Source organism: Mesorhizobium oxytropidicola, assembly GCF_056174625.1.
Window position 1 is genome coordinate 1349177 of the sequence record NZ_CM149692.1, and the last position, 15410, is coordinate 1364586.

Annotated in this window: 12 protein-coding genes; 10 read left to right on the forward strand and 2 right to left on the reverse strand. The window is 64.4% G+C overall.

The window, feature by feature from the left end; all coding sequences use genetic code 11:
* Positions 1-91: 91 nt before the first annotated feature.
* On the forward strand, positions 92-2605 hold the full coding sequence (locus AC0V8S_RS06720; protein ID WP_475437231.1) for a DNA translocase FtsK: 2514 nt from the start codon (positions 92-94) through the stop codon (positions 2603-2605).
* A gap of 87 nt (positions 2606-2692) precedes the next feature.
* Here AC0V8S_RS06720 and fsa read toward each other — a convergent pair whose 3' ends face one another.
* Entirely contained in the window at positions 2693-3349 is a 657-nt protein-coding gene (gene fsa / locus AC0V8S_RS06725; RefSeq protein WP_475437232.1) for a fructose-6-phosphate aldolase, read from the reverse strand.
* A 90-nt stretch (positions 3350-3439) separates the two neighbouring features.
* On the opposite strand from fsa, the gene AC0V8S_RS06730 reads away from it, so the two are divergent.
* The 8 genes from AC0V8S_RS06730 (at position 3440) to AC0V8S_RS06765 (ending at position 12299) form a co-directional block, all read left to right on the forward strand.
* Positions 3440-5623: a primosomal protein N' gene (locus tag AC0V8S_RS06730; protein ID WP_475437233.1), complete on the forward strand. Its 2184-nt coding sequence runs from the start codon at positions 3440-3442 to the stop codon at positions 5621-5623.
* Between the two features lie 50 nt (positions 5624-5673).
* Entirely contained in the window at positions 5674-6369 is a 696-nt protein-coding gene (locus tag AC0V8S_RS06735) for an aspartate/glutamate racemase family protein (protein ID WP_183464134.1), read from the forward strand.
* 94 nt (positions 6370-6463) lie between these two features.
* Positions 6464-6859, forward strand: coding sequence for an AGROH133_08824 family phage infection protein (locus AC0V8S_RS06740; protein WP_064981315.1), 396 nt, complete (start codon positions 6464-6466; stop codon positions 6857-6859).
* Positions 6860-7105: 246 nt separating this feature from the next.
* Positions 7106-7666 carry a F0F1 ATP synthase subunit delta gene (locus tag AC0V8S_RS06745; RefSeq protein WP_475437234.1) on the forward strand — a complete coding sequence of 187 codons (561 nt, stop codon included), beginning with the start codon at positions 7106-7108 and terminating at the stop codon, positions 7664-7666.
* Entirely contained in the window at positions 7666-9195 is a 1530-nt protein-coding gene (atpA, locus tag AC0V8S_RS06750; RefSeq protein ID WP_115140939.1) for a F0F1 ATP synthase subunit alpha, read from the forward strand. The genes AC0V8S_RS06745 and atpA overlap by 1 nt, the downstream gene beginning before the upstream one ends.
* A gap of 46 nt (positions 9196-9241) precedes the next feature.
* Positions 9242-10126, forward strand: coding sequence for a F0F1 ATP synthase subunit gamma (locus AC0V8S_RS06755; RefSeq protein ID WP_095204820.1), 885 nt, complete (start codon positions 9242-9244; stop codon positions 10124-10126).
* A gap of 70 nt (positions 10127-10196) precedes the next feature.
* The gene (gene atpD / locus AC0V8S_RS06760) at positions 10197-11792 is read left to right on the forward strand and encodes a F0F1 ATP synthase subunit beta (RefSeq protein WP_183464130.1); all 1596 of its coding nucleotides are present in this window, start codon (positions 10197-10199) and stop codon (positions 11790-11792) included.
* Positions 11793-11891: 99 nt separating this feature from the next.
* Complete coding sequence (locus tag AC0V8S_RS06765) at positions 11892-12299, forward strand: F0F1 ATP synthase subunit epsilon (protein ID WP_183464128.1); 408 nt, start codon at positions 11892-11894, stop codon at positions 12297-12299.
* 50 nt (positions 12300-12349) lie between these two features.
* Here the strand turns inward: AC0V8S_RS06765 and AC0V8S_RS06770 are convergent, their stop codons facing one another.
* Positions 12350-13849 (reverse strand): mannitol dehydrogenase family protein, encoded by a 1500-nt coding sequence (locus tag AC0V8S_RS06770; protein ID WP_475437235.1) that lies wholly within the window; start codon positions 13847-13849, stop codon positions 12350-12352.
* Between the two features lie 139 nt (positions 13850-13988).
* Between AC0V8S_RS06770 and uxaC the strand changes: the two genes are divergently transcribed.
* Positions 13989-15398 carry a glucuronate isomerase gene (gene uxaC, locus AC0V8S_RS06775; RefSeq protein ID WP_475437236.1) on the forward strand — a complete coding sequence of 470 codons (1410 nt, stop codon included), beginning with the start codon at positions 13989-13991 and terminating at the stop codon, positions 15396-15398.
* Positions 15399-15410: the final 12 nt, after the last annotated feature.

Sequence of the window (15410 nt, forward strand, 5' to 3'; positions counted from 1 at the left end):
CGTTTCGGTCGCTCCAAAGGGGCCGACGGGAAGCAACTGTTAACCACTCGCTCCCTATGTCTCAGCAGACATTTCAGAGTGAGTCTTGAGAATGGAATCCAAGCGTTTTCCTCGGGTCAATTCATTGAAGCCAGCTTCGCCCGACGACCCCGAGAGAAAGCGTTTCAACGGTCAGCAGCCCGGCGCGACCAAGGCCAGCAATCTCCCGCCACCTGTTGATCTCGGCGGCAATGAAAGCCCTGCCTGGCAAGAGTATTTCTTCCTGGCGCCCAATGTGCGGTTTACGCGTACGCCGGATTACGAAGCCAAGACGCACCGCCCGGAGCGCGACCAAATTGCCGCCGAGCAAAATGAACCACTGGCGCCGCCGGCGCCGTCGGCGATGGCAAAATCCACCACGGCGTCCCACGCCGCCTTGCCCCCGCAGACGAGCCGCCGCCCTCCTGCCTCGTCCGTGCCATCTATTCCAGCCGGGCATACCAGCGAAAAGGCACGGGCTGTTGCGCCGATTGGTCCGAGGACGGCCGCGCCGGTACGGACATCCGCATCGGCGGCGTCCGCCCAGGGAATGGCTGCGCCGGTCAAGACACCAGGCCGCGACAACGTGCGCTGGCCCTTTCTGTCGGATCACGTTTTCTTCGAACTGATGGCGCCCTACATGATCGAAGGTTCGTCACCGGCGCCGCGGGCTGCCCCGGTTCCGCGCGCGGCCACGTCGATTGCCGCGGGACGGGCCGGCGTCCGCGCCGCGCCCACTGCCGATCCGACCGCGTTGTTTCGTGTGATCGAATGCCTTCCAGGCCAGCAGACTCCGTCTGTTCTGCCGGAGGTGCGGCCGGCCAACTCGAACGAAGCCGTGGTCCAGCCGGTGGCGAGCAGCGCACCGCGACGGGCCCAGGTGGCGGTTGCAGTTCCCGCCATTGCCAGCAACGGCGCACCGGCGCAGGTCGCGCAGGTGGCGCAAGGCGCGGAGGAGCGTGTGCAGGCTCCGGCCGTGCGCGTGTCAGCGCCACTGCCCAAGGCCGGCAAGATCGTGCCGGCCACGACAGGCGAGGCGTACGAACTTCCCTCGGAAGAGCTGCTGCAGCAGCCGCCGGAAGGGCAGGGCTTCTACATGTCGCAGGAGCGGCTCGAGCAGAATGCCGATCTTCTGGAAAGCGTGCTCGAGGATTTCGGCGTGCGCGGCGAGATCATCCACGTCCGCCCGGGTCCGGTCGTCACCCTCTATGAGTTCGAGCCGGCGCCGGGCGTCAAATCGTCCCGCGTCATCGGTCTCGCCGATGACATCGCCCGCTCCATGTCGGCGGTTTCGGCGCGCGTCGCCGTGGTGCCCGGCCGCAACGTCATCGGCATCGAGCTTCCGAACGAGACGCGAGAGACCGTCTATTTCCGCGAGCTGATCGAATCGCAGGGTTTCCGCAAGACCAGCTGCAAGCTGGCGCTTTGCCTCGGCAAGACAATCGGCGGCGAGCCTGTCATCGCCGAGCTGGCGAAGATGCCGCATCTGCTGGTCGCCGGCACCACCGGCTCCGGCAAGTCGGTCGCCATCAACACCATGATCCTGTCGCTGCTCTACCGGCTGAAGCCGGAAGAATGCCGGCTGATCATGGTCGATCCCAAGATGCTCGAGCTCTCGGTCTATGACGGCATTCCGCATCTGCTGACGCCCGTCGTCACCGACCCGAAGAAGGCGGTCACCGCGCTCAAATGGGCGGTGCGCGAGATGGAGGACCGCTATCGCAAGATGGCGCGGCTCGGCGTGCGCAACATCGACGGCTATAATGAACGCGCCGCCCAGGCTCGCGACAAGGGCGAGGCGGTCGTCATGACGGTGCAGGCCGGCTTCGAAAAGGGCACCGGCGAACCGCTGTTCGAGCAGCAGGAAATTGATCTGGCGCCGATGCCCTATATCGTCGTCATCGTCGACGAGATGGCCGACCTGATGATGGTCGCCGGCAAGGAGATAGAAGGCGCCATCCAGCGCCTGGCGCAGATGGCGCGCGCGGCCGGTATCCATTTGATTATGGCGACGCAGCGCCCCTCGGTCGATGTCATCACCGGCACGATCAAGGCCAACTTCCCGACCCGGATTTCCTTCCAGGTCACCTCCAAGATCGACAGCCGCACCATCCTGGGTGAGCAGGGCGCCGAGCAGCTGCTCGGCCAGGGCGACATGCTGCACATGATGGGTGGCGGGCGGATTTCGCGCGTGCACGGCCCCTTCGTTTCCGACGCGGAGGTCGAGCATGTCGTGGCGCATCTCAAGGCGCAGGGCCGCCCGGAATATCTGGAAACGGTGACCGCCGACGAGGATGAGGAAGAGGTCGACGACGACCAGGGCGCGGTCTTCGACAAGGGATCGGTCGCGACCGAGGACGGCGATTCCAGCTATGACGAAGCGGTCAAGGTGGTGGTGCGCGACAAGAAGTGTTCGACGTCCTACATCCAGCGCCGCCTCGGTATCGGCTACAACCGCGCCGCATCCCTGGTCGAACGCATGGAGAAGGAAGGGCTTGTCGGCGCGCCCAACCATGTCGGCAAGCGCGAGATCATCATGGGCCGGCGCCCGCAGGCAGCCGCGCCTGAAGACGAGGGCACCGATTGATCGACCGCCCCTCGGCGGCGTGGCTTCTTCCGACTCGCAATAAAAAAGGCCGGTCGCCCGGCCTTTTCTTATTGAAGCGATGCGACCTCAGCCGATCTTCTGGCCGGTCTTGGCCCAGTCGGCGAGGAACTGTTCCAGGCCCTTGTCGGTCAGCGGGTGCTTGACCAGCGCCTTCAGCGTCGCCGGCGGCGCGGTGATGACGTCGGCGCCGATCAGCGCTGCCTGCTTGACGTGGTTCACCGTGCGCACCGACGCGGTCAGGATCTCGGTCTGGTAATCGTAATTGTCGTAGATCTGCCGGATCTCCTGGATCAGCTCCATGCCGTCCGAGCCGGTGTCGTCGATGCGGCCGACGAAGGGCGAGATGAACGAGGCGCCGGCCTTGGCGGCGAGCAGCGCCTGGTTGGCCGAGAAGCACAGCGTGACGTTGACCATGCGGTTCATCTGGGTGCGGATCGTCTTGCAGGCCTTCAGGCCGTCCAGCGTCAGCGGCACCTTGATGCAGACATTGGGCGCGATCTTGGCCAGCACCTCGGCCTCGGCCATCATGTCCTTGTACTCGGTCGCCACGACTTCCGCCGAGACCGGACCGGCGACGATATCGCAGATCTGCTTGGTGACGTCGGCGATCTTGCCGCCGGATTTGAGGATCAGCGACGGATTGGTGGTGACGCCGTCGAGCAGTCCCAGATCGTTGAGTTCACGGATATCCTTGATGTCGGCGGTGTCGACAAAAAATTTCATGACGGGTCTCCTGAAGATTCTTATGTGCATGCCATGCACATTCGGGGTCGGCCTTTGATCTAGACCAAAGTCAGGGCAAGGTCACGCCTCATGATCGAAGATTCGCCCTTTGTCGCAGCCGCACCGGTGCTGGTGCCGATGCCTGCCGAACGCCCCTACACCTATGCCGTGCCGGCCGGCATGCGCGTGGTGCCGGGGTCGATCGTGCGCGTGCCGCTCGGGCCGCGCCAAGTCGCCGGCATCGTCTGGGACGGCGCGGTCGAGAATATCGATGCGAAAAAGCTGCGCCCGATCGAACAGGTTTTCGATTGCCCGCCGATCGACCGTTCGATGCGCCGTTTCGTCGACTGGGTGGCGCAATACACGCTGTCGGCGCCGGGCATGGTGGCGCGCATGCTGCTCCGCGCGCCGGAGGCCCTTGACCCGGAACCCTGGATCGAGGGGCTGCAGCGAACGCTCCTCGTTCCCGACCGGATGACGGATGCGCGGGCGCGCGTGCTGGAGACGGCCGAGGGCGGGTTGGCCTGGACACGCTCGGGTCTCGCCCATGCGGCCGGCGTGTCGTCGACAGTGATCGAGGGGCTCAAGGCGCAAGGTGTGTTCGAGACGGTGATGATCCCGCCGCGACCGGTGGTCGCCGCACCTGACTCGAGCTACGCCGTGCCGGAACTGATGCCGGACCAAAGCGAGGCCGCATCGATGCTGCGCGCCAATGTCGCGGCCGGCGTCTTCAATGTCGCGCTGCTCGATGGTGTCACCGGGTCGGGCAAGACGGAGGTCTATTTCGAGGCGGTGGCGGCCGCGCTCGACCAGGGCAAGCAGGTGCTGATTCTTTTGCCGGAAATCGCGCTGACCCACGCTTTCCTCGAGCGTTTCCAGCAGCGTTTTGGCGCCAAGCCGGGCGAATGGCATTCGGACCTGCCACCCAGGATGCGCGAAAAAGTCTGGCGGCAAGTGGCTGAGGGCACGGTGCGTGTGGTTGCCGGCGCCCGCTCGGCGCTATTCCTGCCGTTCAAGGAGCTTGGCCTGATCGTCGTCGATGAGGAGCACGACCCCGCCTACAAGCAGGAAGACCGTGTCTTCTACAATGCGCGCGACATGGCGGTGGTGCGTGGCCATATCGGCAGCTTTCCGGTGGTGCTGGCGTCGGCGACGCCTTCGGTCGAAAGCCGGGTCAATGCGAGCCAGGGTAAATACAACAGGGCCATTCTCTCCGCCCGTTTCGCCGAGGCCGCACTTCCGCAGCTGAAGTCGATCGACATGCGACGCGCGCCGCCGGCGCGTGGCGGCTTCCTGTCGCCGGTGTTGATCGACCATATGCGCAAGACGTTGGAGAAGAAGGAGCAGTCGCTCTTGTTCCTCAACCGGCGCGGCTATGCGCCGCTGACGCTGTGCCGCGTCTGCGGCCACCGTTTTGGCTGCCCGGTCTGCTCGGCCTGGCTGGTCGAGCACCGCTTCCGCGGCCAGCTTGTCTGCCATCATTGCGGGCACAATGAGCGCCGCCCCGAAGCCTGCCCGGAATGCGGCACGCTCGATCATCTGGTCGCCTGCGGGCCGGGCGTCGAGCGCATCGCCGAGGAGGTCGTCACGCATTTTCCCGATGCGCGCACCATCGTCTTGTCGTCCGACCTGATGGGTGGGGTGCGGCGGCTGCGGCTGGAACTGGAGGCGATCGCTGATGGCGAGGCCGACATCGTCATCGGCACGCAACTCGTCGCCAAGGGGCACAATTTTCCCAACATGACGCTGGTCGGTGTCGTCGATGCCGACCTCGGCCTTGCCAATGGCGATCCGCGTGCCGCCGAGCGCACTTTCCAATTGCTGAGCCAGGTCACGGGCCGCGCCGGCCGCACAGGCAAGAAGAGCCTCGGCCTGCTGCAGACTTTCCAGCCCGACCATCCGGTGATGCGGGCGATCGTCTCCGGCGATGCCGAAGCTTTTTACGAGCGCGAAATCGCCGAGCGCGAACGGGCGGCCTTGCCACCGTTCGGCCGGCTGGCCGGCGTCATCGTCAGCGGCGTGACGCGAGCCGAAGCCGAAGGCCATGCACGCGGCCTGCGCCGCGCCGCGCCCGAGTCGTCAGACCTGTTCGTGCTAGGCCCCGCCGAGGCACCGCTGTCGCTGCTCGGCGGCCGCCACCGCTTTCGCCTGCTGATCCAGGGCGAACGGCGCGCCGACATGCAAGGCTTTATCCGCGCCATGCTGGCCAACGGGCCGAAACAGCGCGGTTCGGTCCGGGTGCAGGTCGATATTGATCCGCAGAGCTTTTTGTAAGGTCGCGATATCGGCGATACGCTGCAGGCCAGCGAGAAACGGAAGATCACATGAAAACCCTTGGCCTTCTGGGCGGCATGAGCTGGGAATCGACCGCCATCTATTATCGGCTCTTGAACGAGATCGTGCGCGAGCGCCTCGGCGGGCTGCATTCGGCCAAACTGCTGCTCTGGTCGTTCGACTTTGCCGAGATCGCCGAGCGGCAGCATCATGGCGATTGGGATGGTGCCGGCGTGCTTCTGATTGAGGCGGCGCGGAAGCTCGAGGCGGGCGGTGCGGAAGGGCTGGTTCTGTGTACCAACACCATGCACAAACTGGCCGACCAGGTGCAGGCGTCCGTATCTATCCCGCTGATCCACATCGCCGATGCCACCGCGATGGCGATCAAGCGTGCCGGCATGCAGCGCCCGGCGCTGCTGGCGACGCGCTTCACCATGGAGCAGGATTTCTACAAGGGCCGGCTCGCCGACAAATACGGCCTGTCGCCCATTGTGCCCGATGCCGCCGGGCGCGACATGGTGCATCGCGTCATCTATGACGAGCTCTGCCAGGGCATCGTCACCGACGCTTCGAAGGCGGCTTACATAGAAGAAGCCGAACGCCTGCGCCGCGAAGAAGCCGCCGACAGTATCATCATGGGCTGCACCGAGATCACCATGCTCATCGGCCAGGACGATTTCGACATTCCGGTCTTCGACACGACGCGCATCCATGCCGAGGCGGCCGTGGAATTCGCGCTGGGTTGATGCGCCCTCCTAAATTGCCGGCCACCATCTGGCGCGCTTCTTTTCCTCCGCTAGAATGCCCGGGATTTCAAAACAGGCATTTCGAGGGGACAAGATGGATTTTGCGCTTCCATGGCCGACGAGCCAGGGCGAATGGCTGGCCTGGTCGAGCGCCGTCTTCACCGTGCTGCTCGGCCTTCTGTTCTTCTTGGCACCTAGCCTCGCCTTCCGCATCCTGCGCCTGCAGGCCAAGCCGGAGAAAGCGGCGGCGATCGCCGAGGGGCGCGGCAGGATGTCGGGCTTTTATCTCGGCGTCGGCCTGTGCTGCATCCTCTTGGCGCAGCCATTGGTTTACATGGCGCTCGGCTTCTCCTGGTTGTTCACCGCCTTCGGCCGGCTGCTGTCGATGATGTCGGATGGCGCCAACACACCTTTCAATTGGGTTTCCATTGTGGTGGAATTGGTCTTGGCGGCATTGCCGCTCGCCTTTGCCTTCGGCTTTGTGCCCTGAATCCAAGGGTATTCCGGCGCATAAGGCGCGAGTCTTTCGCCGGATGCGACAATAGTGCCTGAAAAGCATGCGGAACGACGCATTGCGGTCTTAAAATGCCTGTGCTAGACGGCAATCGACTTTCGGCCGGGGATAGCGGAAGCCGCGCCTCCGTGCTTGAAAAAATGCAGTAAGGTCAAAGATTTAGCCAGAGTTTTTGCTCGCGCCAACAATCTGCGGCCTGTCAGACAAGAGAAAAGACGGTCCGTGGCTCAATCGTCATCGCCAATCTCAGGTGTCGCAGAACGCTATGCGGGTTCGCTGTTCGAACTCGCCCTGCAGGCAAATTCCGTGGCCAAGGTCGAGGCCGACCTCAACAGTTTCGAGGCTATGCTCGCGGGCAGCGCTGACCTGACCCGGCTGATCAACAGCCCGGTGTTCTCCAGCGAGGACCAGGCCAAGGCCATCGCGGCGATCGCCGACAAGGCCGGGATCACCGGTCTCGCCGGCAACTTCCTGCGAGTCGTCGCCCAGAACCGCCGGCTGTTCGCCGTGCCCGGCATGATCAAGGCGTTCCGCCAGATATCAGCCGAACATCGCGGCGAGACCTCTGCCGAGGTAACGTCGGCTCATGAACTGACGGCTGCCCAGCAGACCGAACTCAAGGCTGCGCTGAAGAGCGTTGCCGGCAAGGACGTGGCCATCTCCGTCACCGTCGATCCGTCGCTGCTCGGCGGGCTGGTGGTCAAGATGGGCTCGCGCCAGATCGATACGTCGCTCAAAACCAAACTCAATTCGCTCAAGCTTGCACTGAAAGAGGTCGGCTGATGGACATCCGCGCCGCGGAAATTTCCGCAATTCTGAAAGACCAGATCAAGAATTTCGGCAAGGAGGCCGAGGTCTCCGAAGTCGGACAGGTGCTGTCCGTCGGTGACGGTATCGCCCGCGTCTACGGCCTCGACAATGTCCAGGCTGGCGAAATGGTCGAATTCCCCGGCGGCATCCGCGGCATGGCGCTCAACCTCGAAGCCGACAATGTCGGCGTCGTCATCTTCGGCGCCGACCGCGACATCAAGGAAGGCGACATCGTCAAGCGGACCGGCGCCATCGTCGACGTTCCGGTTGGTCCGGGCCTGCTCGGCCGCGTCGTCGACGCGCTCGGCAATCCGATCGACGGCAAGGGCCCGATCAAGGCGACCGAACGCAAGCGCGTCGACGTCAAGGCGCCCGGCATCATCCCGCGCAAATCGGTGAACGAGCCGATGTCGACCGGCCTCAAGGCCATCGATGCGCTGATCCCGGTCGGCCGCGGCCAGCGCGAGCTGGTCATCGGCGACCGTCAGACCGGCAAGACCGCCATCATCCTCGACACGATGCTCAACCAGAAGTCGGTGCACGACAACGGTCCCGAGAAGGAAAAGCTCTACTGCGTCTACGTCGCCGTCGGCCAGAAGCGCTCGACCGTCGCGCAGTTCGTCAAGGTGCTGGAAGAGCGCGGCGCGCTCGAATATTCGATCATCGTCGCCGCCACCGCTTCCGATCCGGCGCCGATGCAGTTCCTGGCGCCGTTCGCCGGCGCCACCATGGGCGAATATTTCCGCGACAACGGCATGCACGCGCTGATCAGCTACGACGATCTGTCGAAGCAGGCTGTCGCCTATCGCCAGATGTCGCTGCTCTTGCGCCGCCCGCCGGGCCGCGAAGCCTATCCGGGCGACGTTTTCTACCTGCACTCGCGCCTGCTTGAGCGCGCCGCCAAGCTCAATGACGATCTGGGCGGCGGATCGCTGACCGCGCTGCCGGTCATCGAGACGCAGGCCAACGACGTGTCGGCCTATATCCCGACCAACGTGATCTCGATCACCGACGGTCAGATCTTCCTCGAAACCAACCTGTTCTTCCAGGGCATCCGTCCTGCGGTGAACGTCGGTCTGTCGGTCAGCCGCGTCGGCTCGGCCGCGCAGATCAAGGCGATGAAGCAGGTTGCCGGCTCGATCAAGGGCGAGCTCGCGCAGTATCGCGAAATGGCGGCCTTCGCGCAGTTCGGCTCGGACCTCGATGCCGCCACGCAGCGCCTGCTCAACCGCGGATCGCGCCTGACTGAACTCCTGAAGCAGCCGCAGTTCTCGCCGCTGAAGACGGAAGAGCAGGTCGCGGTGATCTTCGCCGGCGTCAATGGCTATCTCGACAAGCTGCCGGTCAACCAGGTCGGCAAGTTCGAGCATGGCCTGCTCAGCCACATGCGTGCGGCCGGCAAGGACGTTCTCGACGCCATCCGCAAGGAAAAGGCGCTGTCGGACGATCTGCGCGCCAAGCTGAAGGCCGAGATCGACGCTTTCGCCAAGACCTTCGCCTGAGCGAAGCGCCAGTCCGGATGAGACAAGACGGGATCAGGTTTGAAGCATGCCTTCATTAAAAGACCTTCGTAACCGTATCGCCTCGGTCAAGGCGACGCAGAAGATCACCAAGGCGATGCAGATGGTCGCCGCGGCGAAGCTGCGCCGTGCGCAAGAGGCCGCGGAAGCGGCGCGCCCCTATTCGGAGCGCATGGGTTCCGTGCTGGCCAACATCACCCAGGCGATCGGTGGCGGCGGCGATGCCCCGGCGCTGATGACCGGCACCGGCAAGGACGACGTGCATCTGCTCGTCGTCTGCACCGCCGAGCGCGGCCTGTGCGGCGGCTTCAATTCGCAGATCGCCCGTCACGCCCGCGACCATATCCGCCGGCTTTTGGCTGACGGCAAGCAGGTCAAGATCATCTGCGTCGGCAAGAAGGGTTTCGACATACTGCGCCGCGACTATGCAGCGATGATCCTCGATCGTATCGACCTGCGCGAGGTCAAGACGCTCGGCTTCGTCAACGCCGACGCGATCGCCAAGAAGGTCATCCACCTCTTCAACGAAGGTGCCTTCGACGTCTGCACGCTGTTCTATTCGCAGTTCAAGTCGGTGATCAGCCAGGTTCCGACCGCGCAGCAGATCATTCCGGCCGGCGTCGCTTCGGCTCCCGCCGAGGCGGTGGATGGCGGCAATGCCGTCTACGAGTATGAGCCGGAGCCGGGTGAAATCCTGTCCGACCTCATCCCGCGCAACATCTCGGTGCAGGTTTTCCGGGCGCTGCTCGAAAACGCGGCCGGCGAGATGGGCGCCAAGATGAGCGCCATGGACAATGCGACGCGCAACGCCGGCGAGATGATCAACAAGCTGTCGATCACCTACAACCGCCAGCGGCAGGCGCAGATCACCAAGGAACTGATCGAAATCATTTCGGGCGCCGAGGCGCTCTAGACGCGGTTCGCGGGTCAATCTGCCCGCGACCGGACCGCGTGAGAAACAAAGGACGAAAAGGGTAAAGACGATGGCGAAAGCAGCGACCCCCAAGACGGCAGCCCCCAAGGCCGCAGCCGCGAAGACCGCAGCCCCCGCGAAGGCGGCCAAGGCTCCAGCCGCAGCCGCTAAGGCAGATCCGGCCAAGACGGCGGCAGCGCCCGCCAAGGCCGCCGCGGCCAAGACCTCGGCCGTTGCCACCAAGGCAACCGGCGTTGTCGGCAAGGTCCGCCAGGTCATCGGCGCCGTCGTCGACGTGCAGTTCGGCGATCACCTGCCGCCGATCCTGAATGCGATCGAGACCACCAATGTCGGCAACCGCCTGGTGCTCGAAGTTGCCCAGCATCTCGGCGAGAACACCGTGCGCTGCATCGCCATGGACTCCACCGAAGGCTTGGTGCGCGGCCAGGAAGTGCGCGACACCGGCGGCCCGATCTCCGTGCCGGTCGGCCCGGGCATGCTCGGCCGCATCATCAATGTCATCGGCGAGCCGGTCGACGAAGAAGGCCCGGTCGACGCGACCGAGATGCGCTCGATCCACCAGCCGGCTCCGGCCTATGTCGAGCAGTCGACGGAAGCGCAGATCCTGATCACCGGCATCAAGGTGCTCGACCTGCTGGCGCCTTACGCCAAGGGCGGCAAGATCGGCCTGTTCGGAGGCGCCGGCGTCGGCAAGACCGTGCTGATCCAGGAACTGATCAACAACATCGCCAAGGCGCATGGCGGCTATTCGGTGTTCGCCGGCGTCGGCGAGCGCACCCGCGAAGGCAACGATCTCTATCACGAGTTCATCGAATCCGGCGTCAACAAGAAGGGCGGCGGCGAAGGCTCCAAAGCCGCGCTGGTCTACGGCCAGATGAACGAGCCGCCGGGCGCCCGTGCCCGCGTCGGCCTGACCGGCCTGACGGTTGCCGAATATTTCCGCGACCAGGGCCAGGACGTGCTGTTCTTCGTCGACAACATCTTCCGCTTCACGCAGGCGGGTTCGGAAGTGTCGGCTCTGCTCGGCCGTATCCCGTCGGCCGTCGGCTATCAGCCGACGCTCGCCACCGACATGGGCGCGCTGCAGGAACGCATCACCACCACCACCAAGGGGTCGATCACCTCGGTGCAGGCCATTTACGTGCCGGCCGACGACTTGACCGATCCGGCGCCGGCGACCTCGTTTGCCCACCTTGACGCGACGACGACGCTGAACCGCGCCATCGCCGAGAAGGGCATCTATCCGGCCGTCGATCCGCTGGATTCGACCTCGCGCATGCTTGACCCGCTGGTTGTCGGCGACGAGCACTATGCCGTCGCCCGCCAGGTGCAGTCGATCCTCCAGCGCTACAAGTCGCTGCAGGACATCATCGCCATCCTGGGCATGGACGAGCTGTCGGAAGAGGACAAGCAGACGGTCGCCCGCGCCCGCAAGATCGAGCGCTTCCTGTCGCAGCCCTTCTTCGTCGCCGAAGTGTTCACCGGCGCGCCGGGCAAGTTGGTCGATCTCGCCGACACCATCAAGGGCTTCAAGGGCCTCTGCAACGGCGACTACGATCACCTGCCGGAAGCCGCCTTCTACATGGTCGGCGGCATCGAGGAAGCAGTCGAGAAGGCACAGCGCCTGGCGGCTGAAGCGGCATAAGAAGCGAATAGCGAATAGGGAGTAGCGAATAGGGCAAGGTGAGCCGAGCGAGTTTCTTCCCTACTCGCTACTCACTATTTCCTACTCGCTAAAGTGATCATGGCTGAAGCTTTCAAATTCGAACTGGTCTCGCCAGAGCGCCTGCTGGTTTCCGAGCAGGTCGAATCCGTCGTCATTCCCGGCGCCGAAGGCGAGATGACCGTGATGGCGCATCACGCGCCGGTCATGACCACCATCAAGCCGGGTGTCGTCACGGTGAAGACCGCCTCGGGCGGCGAAGAACGCTATGTCGTGTTTGGCGGCTTCGCCGACATCGTTCCGGCCGGCTGCACGCTGCTGGCGGAATCGGCTGTCGCGGTGAAGGATGTCGATCGTGCCGATCTCGCCCGCCGCATCCAGGAAGCTAGGGAAGACGCCGCCGACGCCAAGGACGACCAGGCGCGCAGCAAGGCCGAGCAGTTCCTTAGCCAGCTCACCACGCTGGAAGGCGCGATCATCCCGGCCTGAAATCCGCACTAAATGACTTGATGAAAAGCGGGGGTTGCCCCGCTTTTTGTTTATATGCCCAAGGCTGCGAAGGCCAGTGTCGGACCATCGCGTCGCAGGTGGACCAGATGCACCGCCGTGAGTTCAATCAGCGTCTGGCGCTCGGCGTGGTCCCCAGCGAAGCCGGCAAGGTCGAACACCGCCGTCACGGTCTCGTTCGCCGGTAGCTGCTGGTCCAAAAGCGCCGTCAACGCTACATCGAGCGGATCGGTGAAATGGCTTTCGGGCAAGGTTTTTCCACGCGCGGCGCAGGCAGCGATCCAGGCCGCCACCACCAGCGTGAGATGTACGAACTCGGTGCCAGCTTCGAGGCACTCGATAGCGGACGCGATGATGCGCTGTGGCAGTTTCTGGCTGCCATCATTGGCGATCTGGGCGGTGCGGTGGGCGAGTGCGGTGTTTGAAAAGCGCTCGGCAAGCTCGGCTGTGTAGGTTGATGTATCGAGCCCGGCATCCTCCGGCAATGTCGGGATGGCCTCGGCCCACAGCCCGTCGACAAATTGCCGGATCGCCGGATCGGCGAAAGCGCGGTCCACGGTGTCGTGGCCGCTGAGCAGGCCGAGATAGGCGATGCCTGAATGCGCGCCGTTGAGCAGCCTGAGCTTCATGTCCTCGAAGGGGCCGACATCGCCGACCATTGTGACGCCAAATTTTTCCCAGGCCGGCCGTCCCGCCGGAAAATTGTCTTCGACCACCCATTGGCGGAAGGGCTCGGTCATCACAGGCCAGGCATCGTCGATGCCGAGTTCGCCGGCGACGCGCGCCCGATCGACGTCCGTGGTTGCCGGCACGATGCGGTCGACCATGCTGGAAGGAAAGGCGACCTGGTCGGTGATGTAACCGACGAGGGCGGCATCGCCGGTCGAGCCAAGGCTGGCGTCGCGCAATGCGGCGAATTCAGTCAGCAGCCGATGCAAAGTTGCGCCATTGGCGGGCAGGTTGTCGCAACAGAGCACGGTGAACGGAGGGGTACCGGCGGTCCGTCTCCGGGCAAGCGCCTCGGAGAGGAAACCGTGCGCGGTTTTCGGCATTTGCGGATTTGCCAGATCGTGGATGATGTCGGGATGGGCGGCGTCCAATCCGCCGCCCGCGGCCCTGAGATAGGCCTTTTCGGTGATGGTCAGCGTGACGATGCGGGTGCGTGGATCGGTCAGCGCGGCCAGCACCGCACCAGGGTCTTCCGGCGCCACCAGCATCGACTGAATCGAGCCGATGACGCGCAGCTCCTCCTCGCCACTGCTGCGGATCGCCAGCGTGTAGAGCCCGTCCTGCGGCGCCAGTGCATCGCGCGTGTCGGGGCTGCGCAAGGAGACGCCGATGATGCCCCACTCCGTTTCGCCCGCCGCCAGGCACTCGTCAACATAGGCGGCCTGATGGGCGCGATGGAAGGCGCCGACGCCGAGATGCACGATGCCTGGGGCAACCTTGCCGCGGTCATATACGGGGATTTTGGTCCCGGCGGGCAGCTTCTGAAGCGTGGCGTCGGACAGATGGCTTCTGGTCATCACCATACCGGGAACTGGGGACTTTGGATAACAGGCGGCGTAACACCTGTTTGCGGCAGCCGCAAGGATGCCGCTTTGCCAGCACACATTGACTTCGCCTTGGCCCGAACGTACCGGTATCCAGACTGGAAGGAGCCGCTTTCCCATGGTCGCGCTGACCGATCCGGACCTGCTGTTTCCCTCCGAAGCGCATTCGCGCTCGCTTGCCCGCGACCTCTACGCCGGCGTCCAGAACCTGCCCATCGTCAGCCCGCATGGTCACACCGATCCGCGCTGGTATGCGCTGAACGAGCCGTTCCCGGATCCGGCGCAATTGCTCATCGTGCCCGACCACTACATCTTCCGCATGCTGTTCAGCCAGGGCGTGCGGCTGGAAGATCTCGGCGTGGCGAACCTGGATGGCGCTCCGGTGGAGACCGACGGCAGGACGATCTGGCGGCGCTTTGCCGAGCACTATTACCTGTTTCGGGGCACGCCGACCCGGCTGTGGCTCGACCATGTGCTGGCGCATCTGTTCGGCATCGAAGAGCCGCTGAATGCCGCGACAGCCGACCGCCATTACGACACGATCGCGACGGTGCTGCAGTGGGAGAATTTCCGTCCCCGCGCCTTGTTCGAGCGCTTCAACATCGAGGTCATCGCCACGACCGAAGGCGCGCTCGACGATCTCAAATGGCATAAGATGATCCGCGACAGCGGCTGGGAGGGCCGCGTTGTCACCGCCTATCGTCCAGACGCGGTTGTCGATCCCGATTTCGAGGGGTTTTCGGCCAATCTCGATCGGCTCGGCGAGATCACCGGCTGCGACACCGGCAGCTGGGCCGGTTATCTCGACGCGCATCGCCAGCGGCGTGCTTTCTTCATGAGTTTTGGCGCGACCTCGTCCGACCATGGCCATCCGACGGCCGAGACCGCCAACCTTTCCGACGCGGCGGCGCAGGAGCTGTTCAACCGCATCCGCCGCGGCTCGGAGGACGAGCGCGAGCATAAACTTTTCCGCGCCCAGATGCTGACCGAGATGGCCAAGATGAGCCGGGATGACGGGCTGGTGCTGCAGATCCATCCCGGCTCCTGGCGCAACCATTCGCCTGACGTTTTCCAAAAGTTCGGTCGCGACAAGGGGTTCGATATCCCGACGCGGACCGACTATGTGACGGCGCTGAAGCCGCTGCTCGACTGCGTCGGGCTGGAGCGTGACCTGACCGTCATCCTCTTCACGCTCGACGAGAGCAGCTATGCGCGCGAACTGGCGCCGCTGGCCGGTGTTTACCCGGCGCTGAAGCTCGGGCCGGCCTGGTGGTTCCACGACAGTCCGGAAGGCATGCGCCGCTTTCGCGAGATGACGACGGAGACGGCCGGCTTCTACAACACTGTCGGCTTCAACGACGACACGCGCGCCTTTCCCTCGATCCCGGCTCGCCACGATGTGGCGCGTCGCGTCGACTGCGCCTTCCTCGCACGCCTCGTCGCCGAACACCGGCTGCGCGAGGACGAGGCGCATGAGCTGGCAGGGGAATTGGCCTATACGCTGGCGAAGAAAGCCTACCGGCTCTGACGCATGCGTCCG

Bases quoted from the DNA above. Each gene is read 5' to 3' on its own strand.
- AC0V8S_RS06720 (WP_475437231.1), top strand. From the start codon at position 92: ATGGAATCCAAGCGTTTTCCTCGGGTCAATTCATTGAAGCCAGCTTCG.
- fsa (WP_475437232.1), bottom strand. From the start codon at position 3,349: ATGAAATTTTTTGTCGACACCGCCGACATCAAGGATATCCGTGAACTC.
- AC0V8S_RS06730 (WP_475437233.1), top strand. From the start codon at position 3,440: ATGATCGAAGATTCGCCCTTTGTCGCAGCCGCACCGGTGCTGGTGCCG.
- AC0V8S_RS06735 (WP_183464134.1), top strand. From the start codon at position 5,674: ATGAAAACCCTTGGCCTTCTGGGCGGCATGAGCTGGGAATCGACCGCC.
- AC0V8S_RS06740 (WP_064981315.1), top strand. From the start codon at position 6,464: ATGGATTTTGCGCTTCCATGGCCGACGAGCCAGGGCGAATGGCTGGCC.
- atpA (WP_115140939.1), top strand. From the start codon at position 7,666: ATGGACATCCGCGCCGCGGAAATTTCCGCAATTCTGAAAGACCAGATC.
- AC0V8S_RS06755 (WP_095204820.1), top strand. From the start codon at position 9,242: ATGCCTTCATTAAAAGACCTTCGTAACCGTATCGCCTCGGTCAAGGCG.
- atpD (WP_183464130.1), top strand. From the start codon at position 10,197: ATGGCGAAAGCAGCGACCCCCAAGACGGCAGCCCCCAAGGCCGCAGCC.
- AC0V8S_RS06765 (WP_183464128.1), top strand. From the start codon at position 11,892: ATGGCTGAAGCTTTCAAATTCGAACTGGTCTCGCCAGAGCGCCTGCTG.
- AC0V8S_RS06770 (WP_475437235.1), bottom strand. From the start codon at position 13,849: ATGGTGATGACCAGAAGCCATCTGTCCGACGCCACGCTTCAGAAGCTG.
- uxaC (WP_475437236.1), top strand. From the start codon at position 13,989: ATGGTCGCGCTGACCGATCCGGACCTGCTGTTTCCCTCCGAAGCGCAT.